The following is a 14,727-nucleotide window of genomic DNA, read 5'->3' on the forward strand; positions in this document are numbered from 1 at the left end:
CTGTCGGATCCGCCGCCTAGGGTCGGCGCATGTACTTCGTGTGCCGTTGGCGAGAGGGCTCTCCATTCAGTAAGCGAGTGGTCACCCTGCCTGATGCGACCGTGCTCGACTGGTTTCGCCGCGGCTGGGAGCACGAGGACCCGAAGGGGTGGATCGACAGCGAGTTGGGCGGCGACGTGTACGGCTTGGAGTCGATCTTCGAGGAGGTCGGGGAGCGTAACCTGCCGCCGCCGGAGTCGGTGGACGAGCTGCGGCAGTTGCTGACCGAGTACCTGTGGGTGGAGGGCGACGACACCGGGGACCTCATTCGGCTCGGTGAGCACGCGCTGAGGGTGCGGACCGATGACGACGAGGTGGACCTGGCCTACTACTTCGTCGACGACGACGCGGCCGCTGCCTCACCTGACCGGCTCGCGTTCCTCCTGCACGACACGTGGCCGCTGCCCACCGACGCGGGGAGGTCAGAGACCGCCTTCAGTCACAACGTTCCCGTCCGCGCCGTCCGGCTGGCCCCGCCCGGCACGGACTGCACCTTCTCGGTCCGCCTGTGCTGGCAGTCGCCTGACCTGTACCGGAACCTGGATCTGACCGGTGCCGTCCAGTTTCCCGGCGTGAGCCTGCCGGACCTCGCCGCCCACCTGGCCGTCGACGACCCCGGCAGCCACCGATGGCCACACGACGTCCGGCTGCTGCGGGCGCTTGTCGCCCCCGGGGAGCACGATCTGGGTCGGGCGTTGGAGCGCTATGCCCGGTTGCCCGGGTACGCCCCGTCACCTGCCAGTCTCGACCGGATGCCTACGCACGAGGCCGTTCACCGGGAGATGACCGACCTGCTGCACGCGGAGCGTCCCACCGAATCGCTGATACGGCTGGATACGCACATCGCGCAGGTCGCCCGATACATCGACGGCTTCTTCGGTTTCGACCAGTGGTTCCTGTTCGACAATCGGTGGGCGGCAGCCAATCCCGACCTGGCACGCTCGCTACTGCGACACGCCGCCCACTGGGACCCCTACGAGAACTAGCGTGTGGCGCGGGTCGTCGTGATCATCGAGGGATCTGCCGGGTGAACATGTCGTGGAGTGCCACGTCCCCGACGACAGGGACCTTCGTCGCAGCGGAGCGGTCGGACATCGCTGGCCTCATCGAGCGGTTCGATGAACTGCGTACCCCAGGGGCGCGGGTACCTCGAAGTGCGGGCAGGTGCTGGCGCATCCTGTGCTCACGCTGGGTTCACGGATTCCGCGGCCGGTCGCTGCCTCCGGCAGCCCGGGGAAACCTCAGCGCGCACCTGCACCCGTCCGCATGCCGGGCAACCAGTTACGGCGTTCGCGGAGGCTCGGCCGGGCTGCTGCTGGTGTCGTACGAGTTCTTGGCGGCGACAACGGCCGCCTGGATGTGCTCGGGGCCGACGCCGTGGACGTTGAGCGGCGGGTGCACACGCCGGACGAGTTCGGCCTCGATGGTCGCCGGTTCCGCGTCTTGCGCCCACGTCAGGCGCAGGTGCGTGTGCATCCACGTGGTCAGCCGCGCCTCATCCTCGGGGACCAGGACGACCCGGTCGGTCCAGGTCGTCCGGTATCCCTCGGACACAAGGAGCCCGGCCAGGGTACGGCGCAGAGTCGAGCTGCCCGAACGCCTCAGATGGTTGCGCAGGATCCGCCCCCGCAGGCTGGTGGCACGTCCGAGGTACAGCAGCCGTAACGACGGGACGTTCTCATTCGGCGGCCCGGGAAGGTCGGGAAAGACCGAGGGAGCAGCCCACCAGGCGTAGAGGCCGCTGCCACGGCTGAGCCGCTTGACGGCGACATCGAGTTCGACCGGCACACCGGAGAGCAGCCGCAGGGCCTCCTCGACCCGCGCTTCGCCGGTGGGGACATCCTCGGGTCGCCGTTCAGGAATGGCCATCGAGACCATCGTAGGTCCCGGACGGATCCGGACTCGCAGGTGCAGGCCTGACGATCATTCGGCGGAAGAAGCGGGCGCTCCGTGAGTGTTGGAGGGATCGTGGGGATACTCGATCCATGACTCGGGATCGGCGAAGACCCGGCGACGAGGCGTACCGAACTGCGGTCAGCGGTGTCGCTGCTCATCTCGCGGACGCGGACGCCGATGTCTACAACATCACCGAGGCAGCGGTTCGCGTCCACGGCTTGGTTCACGCGTTGACCCTCACCGCCCTCGCCGCGGCGGCGATCACTGCTCTGGCCGGGGCAACCGGCCGCACACCCTTGGACGTGCTGCGGTCGATGGAGCCCGAGGGACGGAACTTGCGCGGATAGCCGGTAGGGCGGCGCGCTGTCGGCGGTAGATCCGCGAAACCCGATCGAGGCCATCTGGGTGCTGCGCACGGCTGGCTTCGACGGCGGCTCTCACCAGGATTCGAGACGATCCGCACGTTGCTGGGCGAATGCCGGACGACCGGCAACCCAGACCGTTACGTCCGTGGCGATCCTGCTGCGGTCGTTCGAGACGTACAGCTCGTGTTCACGGGTCTTGGCATCGCGCAGTTCGATCTCAAAGCCGCATGTGTCGACGATGCTGATGACGACGTACCACTCCTGGCCGTTGCCAGCCCGCTCGATCGTGAGGAACGTGTTCTCGCGGCTGTCAAGGTCGCCCATCGCCTCGAAGATCACGTCTTCCGAGGGTTCGTCGATGACCACACCGGACTCCGGCTCCATGCGAACGACACCAGTGTCAGTGCCCGTCACAGCCTCTCCTGCCGAAGTCCCTCGCGTCGCGTGCAGCATACCGGCGTGCAGCCTTCCCGGTGCGCGCTCACCGGCATGATCGGACGTTGACCTGGCGCGCGGTCAGCGGCATGAGCGGATGCAGGGTGAGATCGATGGAGCCATCATCGGCTGCGACTCGGGTAGCTTCCCCACTGGCGACACCAGTCGTCAGTGGTCGGTTGCGCACGATCGTCGGGCTGGAGAGCCAGTGGCTACAGGAGACGAAGCCGCGCGTGGCGAAGGTCAGACCGTCGAGACTCGCCCACCTGTGCGGGGGTCTCGGTACGCGGTCACGGTGAAGCGTTCCCAGCGCTGCTTGACCGAGGGCCAAGTCTGAAGTGTCCAGCCAGGATGGCTGCCGAATCGTTCGCTTTCTGGATCAGGGCGGCCCGCAAAAGGGGCCTCGCCGGCCCGGCCACGCCGACGGACGACCAGAACCATGAAGACCTCGGGGCTCTGCCCCGAACCCCGGCCCTCCTCCGAGATCCGCCAACGCCTTCGGGCGACGGCAGACGGGCAGGACAGGGCATGATGCTCGGATGACATTGGCCGAGGTCTGGCCCGTGCGCCGTCTACGGGTGACGACGTCCGTGCTTGAGCTGGCTGTGCCGGGCGAGGACGAGCTTGCCGAACTGGCGATCCGTGCGGCAGCCGGCATCTACGATCCGCAGAGCCGCTTTCTGGCGCGTTCACCCGTAGCGGGATGGGAGTCGGGACCGTCTCCCCAGGCCGAGTGGTCGTTTCTGCGGTACTACTGGGCGTCCCTGGCGGACTGGCGGCCGCGCAGATGGAACCTGGTCATGGCGGTGAAGGTCGATGGCGCGTACGTCGGGGTGCAGGAGATCGGCGCGCAGGACTTCGGGATCACCAGGACCGTCTCGACGGGGTCGTGGATCGCGCGGCGGTTCCAGCGGCGTGGCTACGGCAAGGAGATGCGGGCCGCCATCCTGCATCTCGCGTTCGCCGGGCTGGGAGCGGATCGCGCCGAGTCCGCCGCCTGGTCCACCAACGCGCCGTCGCTGGGAGTCTCGTGGTCACTTGGCTATCAGTCGAACGGCACCACGATCCGGGCTTTCGACGGTGCCCGCCAGGAGCAGATCAACCTGGTGCTCGACCGCGAACGGTGGGAGAGCCACCGTGACGACATCGCGATCCACGGACTCAGCGACGAGGTGCTTGAGCTGATGGACGTCAAGCCGGCCGCATCCCGGTGATGGCCGCTGCCCGCCAGTACGACCCGTACCAGCCGGTCATCCAGGTCGTCGTGCTGGCGTCCAGCATGGTGGTGGCGGTGGCCGTCCGGCGGCAGTTCGAGCCCGCCACGCTGGCCTTCGCTGGAGGCCAGCTGCGGCAGGGTCAATCGCCCAGGAACCACAGATAGCGGTGGGATCCCGTCCGGGCCACCGCACAGAGTCGGCGTATCTCCGTCCTGCTGCCGTCGTCCAGTGCGACGCCGGGCGGCAAACGGTCCAACTCGTCGATCAGAAGTGGTAGCTGGCGTTCGTTGAACATCGTGTCCAAAAAGGCGCAGAGGCCGCTGAGCATCGGAAAGGCCGACGGGTCGAGATCGATCAGCTCCTGCGACCAGTCGAAGCCGCGGGCTCCCCGGGCAAGGGTCTCTCCTCGCTCTGTCCTCACCTGTATGTCGATCACGGCCCTCACCGTAGGCGCCGGCGCCAACGGTCTCCACGCCATTCGGCCGTCTCAGCTGGTGAGGTCGCGCCGGTTGAATGTGCTCACCGCGATGCTCAGTAGCACCGCGACGACGGCGGTCAGGACGCCCAGGTCGGCCCATTGGAAACCGTTCCGGAGCGGCTCTCCGCCGATGTAGTAGTGGAAGGGGGAGGCGTAACGGAGGGCGTCGGCGTCGAGCTGGGTGGCTGCGGTGCCGGCGGCGTAGGTGAGGACGGCGACGCCTGCGGTGCCCGCGAGTGCGGCGGGCCGGCTGCCGGTGGCCGCGCCGATGGTCATCGCGACCGTCCCGAAGACGACGATCAGCAGCGCCAGCGCGAGGCACTGGGCGGTGAACTGGCCGACGCTGATGCTGTCGAGCCGGGCGCCGGGCCGGACGGCGAGCATGGCCAGCAGGACCACTCCGGCGATGAGGGCCGCGCCGACGGTGAGCGCGGCGAAGCGGTGCAGCAGCAGTCGGGTTCGGCTGACCGGGTGGGCGACGAGCAGGTCGAGGTAGCCGGCCTCCTCGTCGCCGGCGATGGCGCGGGTGCCGGTGGTGATGCCGAAGATGACGGCGACCAGGGGCACGATGATGCCGAAGACGCTGGAGCCGAGGTACCCGGCGGCGGAGGCGAGGTCGTCCATCCGCAGCGCCTCGCGTAGCGCGGGGGAGAAGCCCTGGACGGTCTGTCCCATCGCGCCGTCGGCGACCTGCGGGTAGAAGCCGGCGTACGCGGCGCCGATCAGGGCGGTGCCGGCGGCGAAACCGGCCAGGCCGCGCCGGCCGTCCCACAGGGTCTTGGTCAGGACGTCAGGCATGGGTGGTCTCCTTGCTAGCGGCGTCGGCCTGGTAGTAGGTGAGGAACAGTTGTTCCAGGTCGGGTTCGGTGGCGCGCAGCGCGGCGACCCGGTGCCGCGCGAGGACACGGATGAGTCCGTCGGGGCTGCCGGCGAGCTGGAATCTCGCGGTCGGTCCGTCGACGGTCAGGTCGGACACCTCCGGGAGGGCGGCGAGCGCGGATCTGTCGATCGGGCCGCTGAAGGTGACCTGGAACTCGTGCACGCTGCGGTCGCGGAGTCGAGCCACCGTGTCGAGCGCGACGAGGCGGCCCTCCCGGATGATGCCGACCCGGTCGGCGACCGCCTCGACCTCGCTCATGATGTGCGACGACATGAACACCGTCTGCCCGGCGGCTCTGGCTTCGCGGACCAGGTCGAGGAAGGTCTGTTGCGCCAGGGGGTCCAGCCCCGACGTCGGCTCGTCCAGGATCAGCAGGGCCGGGCGGTGCATGAACGCCTGCACCAGGCCGACCTTCTGCCGGTTCCCCTTCGACAGGGCGCCGATGCGCGCCGTCAGGTCCAGCTCCAGCCGCCCGGCCAGCTCGTCGATGCGGGCCCTCGGTGTGTCACCGCGGAGGCCGGCCAGGAAGGTCAGGCACTCGGCCACCCGTTGCCGCGGGTTGACGACGACGTCACCGGCCAGGTAGCCGACGCGCCGGTGCAGGGACACGGCGTGCCGGCGCGGGTCGTCGCCGAACAGCAGCGCGCGGCCGCTGGTCGGTCGGATCAGGTCCAGCAGCACGCGGATGGTGGTCGACTTGCCGGCCCCGTTCGGGCCCAGATAGCCGAACACCTCACCCTCGGTCACCGAGAGGTCCAGGTCCACCAGGCCCCTGCGGCGACCGTACGTCTTGGTCAGCTTCTCCAGCTGGATCACATGGCGCATGTCTCGCAGAGTACCGAAGTTTCAAAGAATTCTGAAGAGTGCAAGATGTTACGATCCGGCCGATCGAGTAGGGAGGATGCGGATGGCACTCAGCGATCCGGCGGAGCGGCTGGCGCTGGCCCTCACCGAGGGTGGCCTGCAACGGATGACCGCCCGCGTGCTGGCGGCGCTGTTGTTCACCGAGCGGGAGACGATGACCGCCGGCGAGATCGCCGACACCCTCACCATCAGCTCCGGCAGCGTGTCCACCGCGCTCAAGTCGCTGTCGACCGTCGGGCTGATCGAACGGGTGCCCGCCCCCGGCAGCCGCCGGGAGCACTTCCGGCTCCGCGAGGGCGCGTGGGCGACGCTCATGTCCGGTCAGAACGCGATGATCGGAACCATGCGGGAAGCCGCCGACGAAGGCATCACCGTGACCGGTGCGGACAGCGTCGCCGGCGCCCGCCTCGCCGAGATGCGCGACTTCTACGACTACCTCTGGCGGGAACTGCCGGTCCTGATCGACCGGTGGCGGGACGGCCGGCGTCGCTGAAGTCGTGCCGGCCGTCAGAGCCGCAGGTCCCGCCGGGCATAGGCCCGGCTTCCCGCTGACATCACGGCGACGGCACCGGTGACCATGACGCCGGCTGCCGCCCAGTTCGGTGCCGTGGCCGGCACGGCGGCGAGGTGCGCGTACGGGGACAGCGAGCCGACCCAGGCCGGGGCGTGGACGCTGTCGACCGTCGCCGTGAGCAGGAACCCACCCGCGGTGGGCAGCATGCCGATCGTCGCCACCGCCCGCGGCGCCAGTCCGACCGCGAGGGTGGCGGCCGCGGCGCTCAGCAGCGCCACCGGCAGGACGTTGACGGTTCCGGCCAGCGCGGCGGTGAGCGGTAGTCCGGCGCCGACGGTCGTCGTACCGGCCCAGGTCGCGACGGCGGCCACGGCCACGAGGACGGCGGTGCCGGCGACGGTGGCGACGACCTCGACGGTCAGCAGGCGGACGCGGCTGACCGGTCCGGCGTGCAGCAGGGTCAACCGTCCCGTGTTCTCGGCGGCGGCGAACGCGGTCAGGCGGGCGGTGGCGAAGGCGCCGACCGGAACGGCGAGCAGCGCGAAGAGGGTGGCGGTGTATCCCTCGACGGTGCCGAGACCGGCGAAGCCGGCCTGGGCGGCGAGGTCGGCGAACCGAGGATTGTCGGTGAGGAAGCCGGTGAGCGACTCGGCCAGCAGGCCGATCAGCAGGAAGTAGGCGCCGATGCCCGTCGACCAACCCGCGAGAGGGCGTACCGCGCGCCGGACCGCGAAGGCGCCGACGGAGCCGAGCAGCCATCGTCGGGACGCCCGACCCGCCGGCGGACGCAGCAGCCCGGCCCGGACGTCGCGCCTGCCGGCCAGGACCAGCGCGACGCAGGCCAGCGCCGCCGCGGTGACGGCGAGCGCCAGCAGGGGAGTCCAGCTGTCGTCATGGTAGGGGCGGCTCAGGGCGAGCGGCCCGTACGGGGGCAGCCACCGCAGCCCGGCCAGCGCGGACACGCCGTCGCCGACCATGCGGGCCAGCAGCCCGACACCGAGGAAGGCCAGGGTGGCGCCGGTGGCGCCGGCGCGGGTGGGGAAGATCTGCGCGGCGCAGGCCGCCGCCGCGACCGCGGTCAGTCCGGCCAGGGCGAGTCCGGTGGCGTGCAGCAGCGCCCCGCCCGTCGGCGTCCCGAAGGCCGTGAGCGCCCCGGCGAGCAGGAGCCCGGTCGACGCCATCGCCAGGGTGAGCACGGCGAGGTGCCGGCCCAACAGGGCCGCCGGGGTCAGCCGGCCGGCCAGCAGCAGGTCCCAGCGGCCGGCCTCCTCCTCGCCCCGGGTCAGCCGGGTCGTCGCCAGCGCACCCCAGGTGGTGAGCAGGACGGCGAGGACGGTGCCGGTGCGCCAGACGGCGAACCCGCCGGCGGTGTCCAGGGCGACGGGTTCACCGAACAGGGTGCGGACGGCCGGGTTTCCGGCGAGCGCGGCCAGCGCCTGCGCCGCCGCGGGGTCGCCCACGGTGCGGGCGTAGGTGGCGACGACGAGGGCGGACATGCCGACGGTCACCGCGGCGACGACCAGCGCCGGGCGGCGCACCTGACGGGCCGCGAGGCGGGTGACCGCGCGGCCCGGCGCGGTGGGCGCAGCGGCGCTCACCGGTCGGCCTGTCCGTAGTAGTCGAGGAAGATCTCCTCCAGGCTGGGTTCGCGTACGGTGAGGGCGGTGACCTCGGCGGCGGCGAGCACGCGCAGCGCCGCGCCGGGCGGGCCGGCCAGGGTGAAGCGCAGCGTCCCGTCCGACTGGTCGAGCAGGTCGATGCCGGGCACGCCCGCCAGGTCGGGTGCGGGGCCGGTGAACCGGGCGGTGACCTCGCTGCGGTGCAGCCGCCGCAGCTCGGGCACGGTCGCGACGTCGACGAGCCGGCCGGCCCGCAGGATCCCCACCCGGTCGCAGACCGCCTCCACCTCGGCGAGCTGGTGGGAGCAGAGGAACACGGTCTGTCCCTTGTCGCGCGCCTCGGCGACGGCACGGCGGAACTGCAATTCCATCAGCGGGTCCAGGCCGCTGGTGGGTTCGTCGAGCACCAGCAGGGGAGCGCGGGTGGCGAACGCGGCCACCAGCGCCACCTTCTGCCGGTTGCCGGTGGAGTAGGTCCGGGCCGGCCGGGACAGGTCGAGGTCGAAGCGGGCGACGAGGTCGGCGCGGTACGCGGTGTCGACGCCCGGGCCGGTGGCGGCGAGCAGGTCCAGCAGTTCCGCGCCGGTGAGCTGCGGCCACAGCGCGACGTCGGCGGGCACGTACGCCAGCAGTCGGTGCGCGGCGGCCACGTCGCCGGCGTCGACGTCGAAGATCCGGGCCCGGCCGGCGGTGGGTCGGGCCAGGCCGAGCAGCAACCGGATGGTGGTGGACTTGCCGGCGCCGTTGGGGCCGAGGAACCCGAACACCTCACCGGCGTCGACGGTCAGGTCCAGCCCGTCCAGGGCGAGGAGCCGGCCGTAGCGTTTGGTGAGCTGGTCGGTGCGGATGGCAGGTGCGGTCATCAGGGGCCTTCCGGTCGACGACGATCACGAACGCCGACCAGGCTTCCCGGCACACCAGCGGCCACCGTACCCACGATCCGGTGACCGGGGAAGGGCTGCCCGTCATCGATCCGACGCAGACGGCCTACTCGCTGGCGGCGAACCGTTCCACGCTGTCGATCGGCCCGACGATGAGGATCAGGTCGCCGTAGGCGAGCACCGTGTCCGGGGTGGCGTGGCTGAACTCCGCGCTCACTCCGGGCGGCGGAGCCTGCGGTTTGACCGCGACCACGGTGACGCCCCAGCGACTGCGGAGCCGGCATTCGCGCAGCGGCACGCCCACGACGTCGCGCGGCGGGGTGGTCTTGACCACGGCGAAGTCGGCGTCGACCTCGACATAGTCGAGGATCCGGCCGGAGAGCAGATGGGCCACCCGCTCGCCCATGTCGTGCTCGGGCGCGACGACCCGGTGGGCGCCGACTCGGGTGAGGATGTGCCGGTGCTGGTCGCTGACCGCCTTGGCCCAGATGTCGGGGACACCGATCTCGGACAGCAGGCTGGTGGTGAGGATGCTCGCCTGGATGTCGGTGCCGATGGCCACGACGGCGCGCCGGAACTCCCCGACGCCGAGTTGTCGCAGCGCCTCGATGTCGGTGGAGTCGGCCGTGACCACGTGCGGGAGGTGGCCGGACAGAGCCTGGACCACCTTCGGCCGGTGGTCGATGCCGAGGACCTCGGTGCCGCGGCTGATCAGCTCCAGGGCCAGCGCGGAGCCGAACCGGCCCAGGCCGATGACCACCACGGGTTCGTTGAGGTCAGCCAACGATCGTCCTCTCCTCGGGCAGTTCGAAACGTCGGGTCCGCTCCCGCAGTGCGAGCGCGGAGGCAAGGGTCAACGGCCCGATCCGGCCGGCGAACATCAGGACGATCAGCAGCAGGTCCGCCTGCGGTGGCAGGCTGCCGGTGATCCCGGTGGACAGCCCGACGGTGGCGAATGCCGACACCGCTTCGAACAGTGCCCGGTCCAGTCCGTGCGGAGTGATCACCACCAGGGTGAACGTGGCGGCGGCCACCGCGCCGACACTCAGCAACGCCACCGCGAGCGCCTGCCGTTGGTTGCTCGCCGGGATGCGCCGGTTCCCGACGTGGACGTGGGTCTCGCCGCGCATCTCCGACCAGAGCACGAACGCGAGCAGCCCGAACGTGGTGACCTTGATCCCGCCGGCGGTGCCGGCGCTGCCGCCGCCGATGAACATCAGCACGTCACTGGCGAGCAGGCTCTCCGGACGCATCGCGCCGATGTCCAGGCTGTTGAAACCGGCCGTGCGGGTCATCGTCGAGGCGAAGAACCCGGCCAGCAGTTTCTCCGGACCGCCGAGCGGGCCCAACGTGGCGGGGTTCGTGAACTCCGCCACGGTCAGCACGACGGTGCCCAGCACCAGCAGGGCAGCCGTGAGGGTGACGGTCAGGCGGGTCATCACCGACCACGCCGCGGGCCGGCGCCAGCACCGGGCGAGCTCGAACACCACCGGGAAGCCCAGGCCACCGAGGATCACCGCCCCGGAGATCGTCAGCGTGATCCAGGGGTCGGTGACATAGCCGACGAGGCTGTCGGCGTTGGTGGAGAAGCCGGCGTTGTTGAACGCCGACACCGCGTGGAACACGCCGTGATACGCGGCCGCCCCGACCGCTTCGCCGTGCCCGAGGGCGAACCGTAGCGTCAACACCACTGCCACGACTGTCTCGGCGGCGAGGCTGAACAGCACGATGCGCCGCACCACCCCCCGTACGTCGGTGAGGTCCAGGCTCTTCGTCTCCGCCTGCGCGAGGAACCGGGCCCGTAACCCCAGCCGGCGCGACACGAGCACGGTGAACAGTGTGGCCAGCGTCATGATGCCCAGGCCACCGGCCTGGATCAGCAGCAGGATGACCACCTGCCCGAACAGCGACCAGTAGCTGCCGGTGTCCACGGTCGCCAGGCCGGTGACGCACACCGCCGAGGTCGCGGTGAACAGCGCGTCGACCAGCGGCGCTCGCCGGCCCGACGCGGTGGCCACCGGCAGCGACAGCAGACCGGTGCCCAGCGCGATGGCCGCGCCGAACCCGACGGAGATCACCTGGGCCGGATGTCGAAAACGGGCGCTCCGGCGCTGCCAGACGGGCCGTCGAGCGGTCAGCGCCACGGTGGGCCCGCCCGCCCCGGTCCTGTCGCCGGGTTCGTCCGCTCCACCTGTCCTGCCCGCGTCACGCCTGGATCCTGTCATGCCGGCGGCGGTGGCGATCATCAGCGTCGGCCCCGGGGTGACGTGCGAAGGCGGCCCGGGCGCGGGCCCGTTATGATCGGCCGGATCCGTGGAGCGCCGGGAAGTCTGGTCGGCACCCTGCTTCGCCGTGCCCGCCGGAGGTCCCCGTGCTGCTGCTCTGCTTCGCCGCCGTCCTGCTCGCCGCCGTGCTGGTGTCGGCGCTGGCCAAGCGGACGATCCTGTCGACCGCCGCGCTGTTCCTGGTCGCCGGCATCGCCCTCGGCGAGGGCACCACCGGAGTGCTGCACCTGCAGGCGGACTCGCCGATCGTGGCGCAGCTGGCGGAGCTGGCGCTGTTCGCGGTGCTGTTCACCGACGGGATGCGCGTGGGCTGGGCGGACCTGCGCAGCGCGTGGCGGCTGCCCGGCCGGGCGTTGGGCTGGGGCCTGCCGCTGACCCTGCTGGTCACCGCCGTGCTGGCGCACTACGTGGCCGGCCTGGACTGGCCCGAGGCGCTGCTGATCGGCGCGATCCTGGCGCCGACCGATCCGGTGTTCGCCGCCGCGCTGGTCGGCAACGACAAGGTGCCGGCCCGGCTGCGGCACCTGCTCAACGTGGAATCGGGCGTGAACGACGGGCTGGCGCTGCCGTTCGTGGTGGTGCTGCTGGCCGTCGCCGCCGGCTCGGACGACCTGCACCTGGGGGAGCTGTCGACCGAACTGGCCGTCGGCCTGGCGATCGGCGTGCTGGTGCCGCTGCTCGCGATCGCGCTGGAGCGGACCCGGTTCTTCGCCGCGTCGGCGGCGTACGCGCCGCTGAACGGGGTGGCGATCGGGTTGCTGGTGCTGGCGCTGGGCAAGGCCACCCACGGCAACCTGTTCCTGGCCGCGTTCGCCGCCGGTATCACGGTGGCGACGTTCGGGCCGCGGGAGCGCGCCGCGTTCGAGCACTTCGGGGAAAATGTCGCGGAGCTGCTGAAACTGGCCGCGCTGCTGGTGTTCGGGGCCCTGATCTCCCCCGGGTTCCTCGGCGAGATCCCCTGGACGGGCTGGGTGTTCGCGCTGCTGGCGATCGTGGTGGCCCGGCCGCTCGCGCTGTGGGTGTCGTTCCTGCGTTCCGGGTTGAGCCTGCGCGAGCAGGCCGCGGCGATGTGGTTCGGCCCGAAGGGCTTCGCCTCGGTGGTCTACGGGCTGCTCGTGCTGGAGGCCGGCATCGGCGCCGCGGACGAGGTGTTCCACCTCGTCGCGTTGACCATCGTCATCTCCATCCTGGCCCACTCCTCGACCGACGTGGTGATCGCCCGGGCGTTCGACGACAGCGCCGAGACGCCGAACTGGCACGGTGTGCTGCGCCGGATCCGCCGCGCCCGCCGTGTCCGCCGCGCCGACGCCGCTCCGCGGCACCGGGTCGTGGTCGGCGCGGACGCGGCGGACACCGACCGGACCGGGCGGGACGACAGCGCGACGACGGACCCTCAGGCGAGGGCGAAGTAGCGCAACCACAGGTACGGCACGGCGAGCCCGACGGTGACCACGGTGACCACCAGGCCGTACCGGGTGAACTGCCAGAAGCTGATCCGCTGCCCGGCCCGTTCGGCGAGCCCGAGGACCACCACGTTGGCGGAGGCGCCGACGGCGGTGGCGTTGCCGCCCAGGTCGGCGCCGAGGGCGAGGGCCCACCACAGGACGCGGGACTGCCCGGCGTCGCCCTGGGCATGGACCAGGTCGGCGACGACCGGACTCATGGTGGCGACGTACGGGATGTTGTCGACGAGCGCCGACAGCGCGGCGGAGCCCCACAGCAGGACCATCGAGGCGGGTAGCAGGCGACCGTCGGTGACGTCGATCGCGGCGCGGGAGATCTGCTCGACCACGCCGGTGTTCACCAGCGCCCCCACCATGATGAACAGACCGGCGAAGAAGACCAGCGTGGGCCATTCGACGTCACGGCTGATCTCGCCGGCGTCGAGGCGGGAGAGCGCGAGCAGCAGCAGGCCGCCGAGCAGCGCCACCACCGCCGGCTCCAGGTGCAGGGTGGTGTGCAGCACGAACGCGGCGGTGACCGCGCCGAGCACGGCCAGGCCGAGGACGAGCAGCCGCCGGTCCCGGATGGCATCGCCCTCGTGCAGGGCGGCGATCTGGGCGGCCCGCTCCGGGTCGTACCGGAACGCGTCGCGGAACAGCACCCGGCACAGGCCCAGGAACACCACCATCAGCAGGGCCACGAACGGGGCCAGGTGGATGAGGAAGTCGTTGTAGCTCAGGCCGCCCCGGCTGCCGATGATGATGTTCGGCGGGTCGCCGACCAGCGTCGACGTGCCGCCGATGTTCGAGGCCATCGCCTCGGCGATGAGGAACGGCACGGCCGGCACGCCGAGGCGCTCGCAGACCAGGAACGTCACCGGCGCGATCAGCAGGACGGTGGTGACGTTGTCCAGCGCCGCCGACGCCACCGCCGTGATCACCACCAGGATCACCAGCACCCGGTACGGGCGGCCTCGGGCCCGCTTCGACGCCCACACCGCCACGTACTCGAACCCGCCGGTGCGTTTCAGGACGGCGACGATGAGCATCATGCCGATCAGCAGGAAGATCACGTTCCAGTCGACGCCGGCGTCCTCGGAGAAGAACGCGTGCGCGGTGTCGGTCGCGCCGATCAGGAACATCACCGCCGCCCCGCCCAGCGCCGCGGCCACCCGGTGGATCTTCTCGGTGGCGATCAGCACGTACGCGACGGTGAAGACGGCCACCGCCGTCCAGGCAGTCGCGGTCATGCGGCGAGCATCCGGTCGAGCAGGGCGTCGAGTGTGATGCCGCCGATCATCGGCTCGCGGGGCGGTGCCACCGCGACCAGGGGGCTGCGCTTCTGGGCCATCACCGCGGCCACCTCCAGGACGGTGGCCTCCGGGCCGACGACAGGTGGCGCCAGCCGTTCCGGTGGCAGCAGGTCCGCGACCGACCGGCCCTCGGCTCCCCGCAGGAACATGTCGGCGGCCGGCTCGTCGATCATGCGGGCCAGGGTCGGGTCCTCCCGGCAGTAGCCGGGGATCACCAGTCGCAGCACCTGCGTGCCGGGCAGGACGGTCACCGGACGCCCGGCGGCGTCGACCACGATCAGGCCGGGCAGGTTGTGTCCGGCCAGGAGGCGGGCGGCCTCCAGGACCGAGGTGGCGACGGTGATGGTCGGGAAGGGAACGGCCAGGTCTCGGGCTCGCACGACAACTCCTGGGATTCGGTGGACGTGACGGTGGGTGGGCCGACCGGACGTCGGTGCTCCGATGATCATTCAGCCCGGGGGGTGCGGGAGCCTGGAGGCGCTCCGTGACCGGGTGGACG

General features: G+C 71.2%; 16 protein-coding genes. 4 read left to right on the top strand and 12 right to left on the bottom strand.

Annotated features, from left to right (window positions below; translation table 11 throughout):
* Nucleotides 1-77 precede the first annotated feature (77 nt).
* Nucleotides 78-1,025, top strand: a complete 948-nt coding sequence (locus tag ACN27B_RS21780) for a hypothetical protein (protein ID WP_422741378.1) — start codon at nt 78-80, stop codon at nt 1,023-1,025.
* A gap of 295 nt (nt 1,026-1,320) precedes the next feature.
* Here ACN27B_RS21780 and ACN27B_RS21785 read toward each other — a convergent pair whose 3' ends face one another.
* Nucleotides 1,321-1,908, bottom strand: a complete 588-nt coding sequence (locus ACN27B_RS21785) for a GIY-YIG nuclease family protein (RefSeq protein ID WP_422741379.1) — start codon at nt 1,906-1,908, stop codon at nt 1,321-1,323.
* 464 nt (nt 1,909-2,372) lie between these two features.
* Nucleotides 2,373-2,714 carry a hypothetical protein gene (locus ACN27B_RS21790; protein ID WP_422741380.1) on the bottom strand — a complete coding sequence of 114 codons (342 nt, stop codon included), beginning with the start codon at nt 2,712-2,714 and terminating at the stop codon, nt 2,373-2,375.
* Nucleotides 2,715-3,274: 560 nt separating this feature from the next.
* On the opposite strand from ACN27B_RS21790, the gene ACN27B_RS21795 reads away from it, so the two are divergent.
* A complete protein-coding gene (locus tag ACN27B_RS21795) occupies nt 3,275-3,949 on the top strand; it encodes a GNAT family N-acetyltransferase (RefSeq protein ID WP_422741381.1) in 675 nt (224 codons plus the stop codon).
* Here the strand turns inward: ACN27B_RS21795 and ACN27B_RS21800 are convergent.
* From ACN27B_RS21800 to ACN27B_RS21815, 4 genes are read right to left on the bottom strand one after another with little or no spacing between them, the layout of a single operon-like run.
* Nucleotides 3,927-4,058 carry a hypothetical protein gene (locus ACN27B_RS21800; protein WP_422741382.1) on the bottom strand — a complete coding sequence of 44 codons (132 nt, stop codon included), beginning with the start codon at nt 4,056-4,058 and terminating at the stop codon, nt 3,927-3,929. The genes ACN27B_RS21795 and ACN27B_RS21800 overlap by 23 nt on opposite strands.
* A 33-nt stretch (nt 4,059-4,091) precedes the next feature.
* The gene (locus ACN27B_RS21805) at nt 4,092-4,388 is read right to left on the bottom strand and encodes a hypothetical protein (protein ID WP_422741383.1); all 297 of its coding nucleotides are present in this window, start codon (nt 4,386-4,388) and stop codon (nt 4,092-4,094) included.
* Nucleotides 4,389-4,439: 51 nt separating this feature from the next.
* Entirely contained in the window at nt 4,440-5,228 is a 789-nt protein-coding gene (locus ACN27B_RS21810; protein WP_422741384.1) for an ABC transporter permease subunit, read from the bottom strand.
* Nucleotides 5,221-6,135, bottom strand: a complete 915-nt coding sequence (locus tag ACN27B_RS21815) for an ABC transporter ATP-binding protein (RefSeq protein ID WP_422741385.1) — start codon at nt 6,133-6,135, stop codon at nt 5,221-5,223. The genes ACN27B_RS21810 and ACN27B_RS21815 overlap by 8 nt, the downstream gene beginning before the upstream one ends.
* A gap of 82 nt (nt 6,136-6,217) precedes the next feature.
* On the opposite strand from ACN27B_RS21815, the gene ACN27B_RS21820 reads away from it, so the two are divergent.
* The gene (locus ACN27B_RS21820; protein ID WP_422741386.1) at nt 6,218-6,667 is read left to right on the top strand and encodes a GbsR/MarR family transcriptional regulator; all 450 of its coding nucleotides are present in this window, start codon (nt 6,218-6,220) and stop codon (nt 6,665-6,667) included.
* A gap of 14 nt (nt 6,668-6,681) precedes the next feature.
* Here the strand turns inward: ACN27B_RS21820 and ACN27B_RS21825 are convergent, their stop codons facing one another.
* The 4 genes from ACN27B_RS21825 to ACN27B_RS21840 form a co-directional block, all read right to left on the bottom strand.
* Entirely contained in the window at nt 6,682-8,286 is a 1,605-nt protein-coding gene (locus ACN27B_RS21825; protein WP_422741387.1) for a hypothetical protein, read from the bottom strand.
* On the bottom strand, nt 8,283-9,170 hold the full coding sequence (locus ACN27B_RS21830) for an ATP-binding cassette domain-containing protein (RefSeq protein ID WP_422741388.1): 888 nt from the start codon (nt 9,168-9,170) through the stop codon (nt 8,283-8,285). The genes ACN27B_RS21825 and ACN27B_RS21830 overlap by 4 nt, the downstream gene beginning before the upstream one ends.
* A 124-nt stretch (nt 9,171-9,294) precedes the next feature.
* Nucleotides 9,295-9,972 (bottom strand): potassium channel family protein, encoded by a 678-nt coding sequence (locus ACN27B_RS21835; protein WP_172967805.1) that lies wholly within the window; start codon nt 9,970-9,972, stop codon nt 9,295-9,297.
* Complete coding sequence (locus ACN27B_RS21840; protein ID WP_396822274.1) at nt 9,965-11,326, bottom strand: TrkH family potassium uptake protein; 1,362 nt, start codon at nt 11,324-11,326, stop codon at nt 9,965-9,967. The genes ACN27B_RS21835 and ACN27B_RS21840 overlap by 8 nt, the downstream gene beginning before the upstream one ends.
* A 233-nt stretch (nt 11,327-11,559) precedes the next feature.
* Here ACN27B_RS21840 and ACN27B_RS21845 point away from each other — a divergent pair, with 233 nt between their 5' ends.
* Nucleotides 11,560-12,885 (top strand): cation:proton antiporter, encoded by a 1,326-nt coding sequence (locus tag ACN27B_RS21845; protein ID WP_422741389.1) that lies wholly within the window; start codon nt 11,560-11,562, stop codon nt 12,883-12,885.
* On the opposite strand, the gene ACN27B_RS21850 is transcribed toward ACN27B_RS21845, so the two are convergent.
* Nucleotides 12,867-14,165: an ArsB/NhaD family transporter gene (locus ACN27B_RS21850; RefSeq protein ID WP_099161458.1), complete on the bottom strand. Its 1,299-nt coding sequence runs from the start codon at nt 14,163-14,165 to the stop codon at nt 12,867-12,869. The genes ACN27B_RS21845 and ACN27B_RS21850 overlap by 19 nt on opposite strands.
* Entirely contained in the window at nt 14,162-14,608 is a 447-nt protein-coding gene (locus tag ACN27B_RS21855; RefSeq protein WP_091573785.1) for a CBS domain-containing protein, read from the bottom strand. The genes ACN27B_RS21850 and ACN27B_RS21855 overlap by 4 nt, the downstream gene beginning before the upstream one ends.
* Nucleotides 14,609-14,727 lie beyond the last annotated feature (119 nt).

The sequence above is a fragment of the Micromonospora sp. WMMD754 genome (assembly GCF_049315235.1).
Taxonomy (GTDB): domain Bacteria; phylum Actinomycetota; class Actinomycetes; order Mycobacteriales; family Micromonosporaceae; genus Micromonospora; species Micromonospora sediminicola.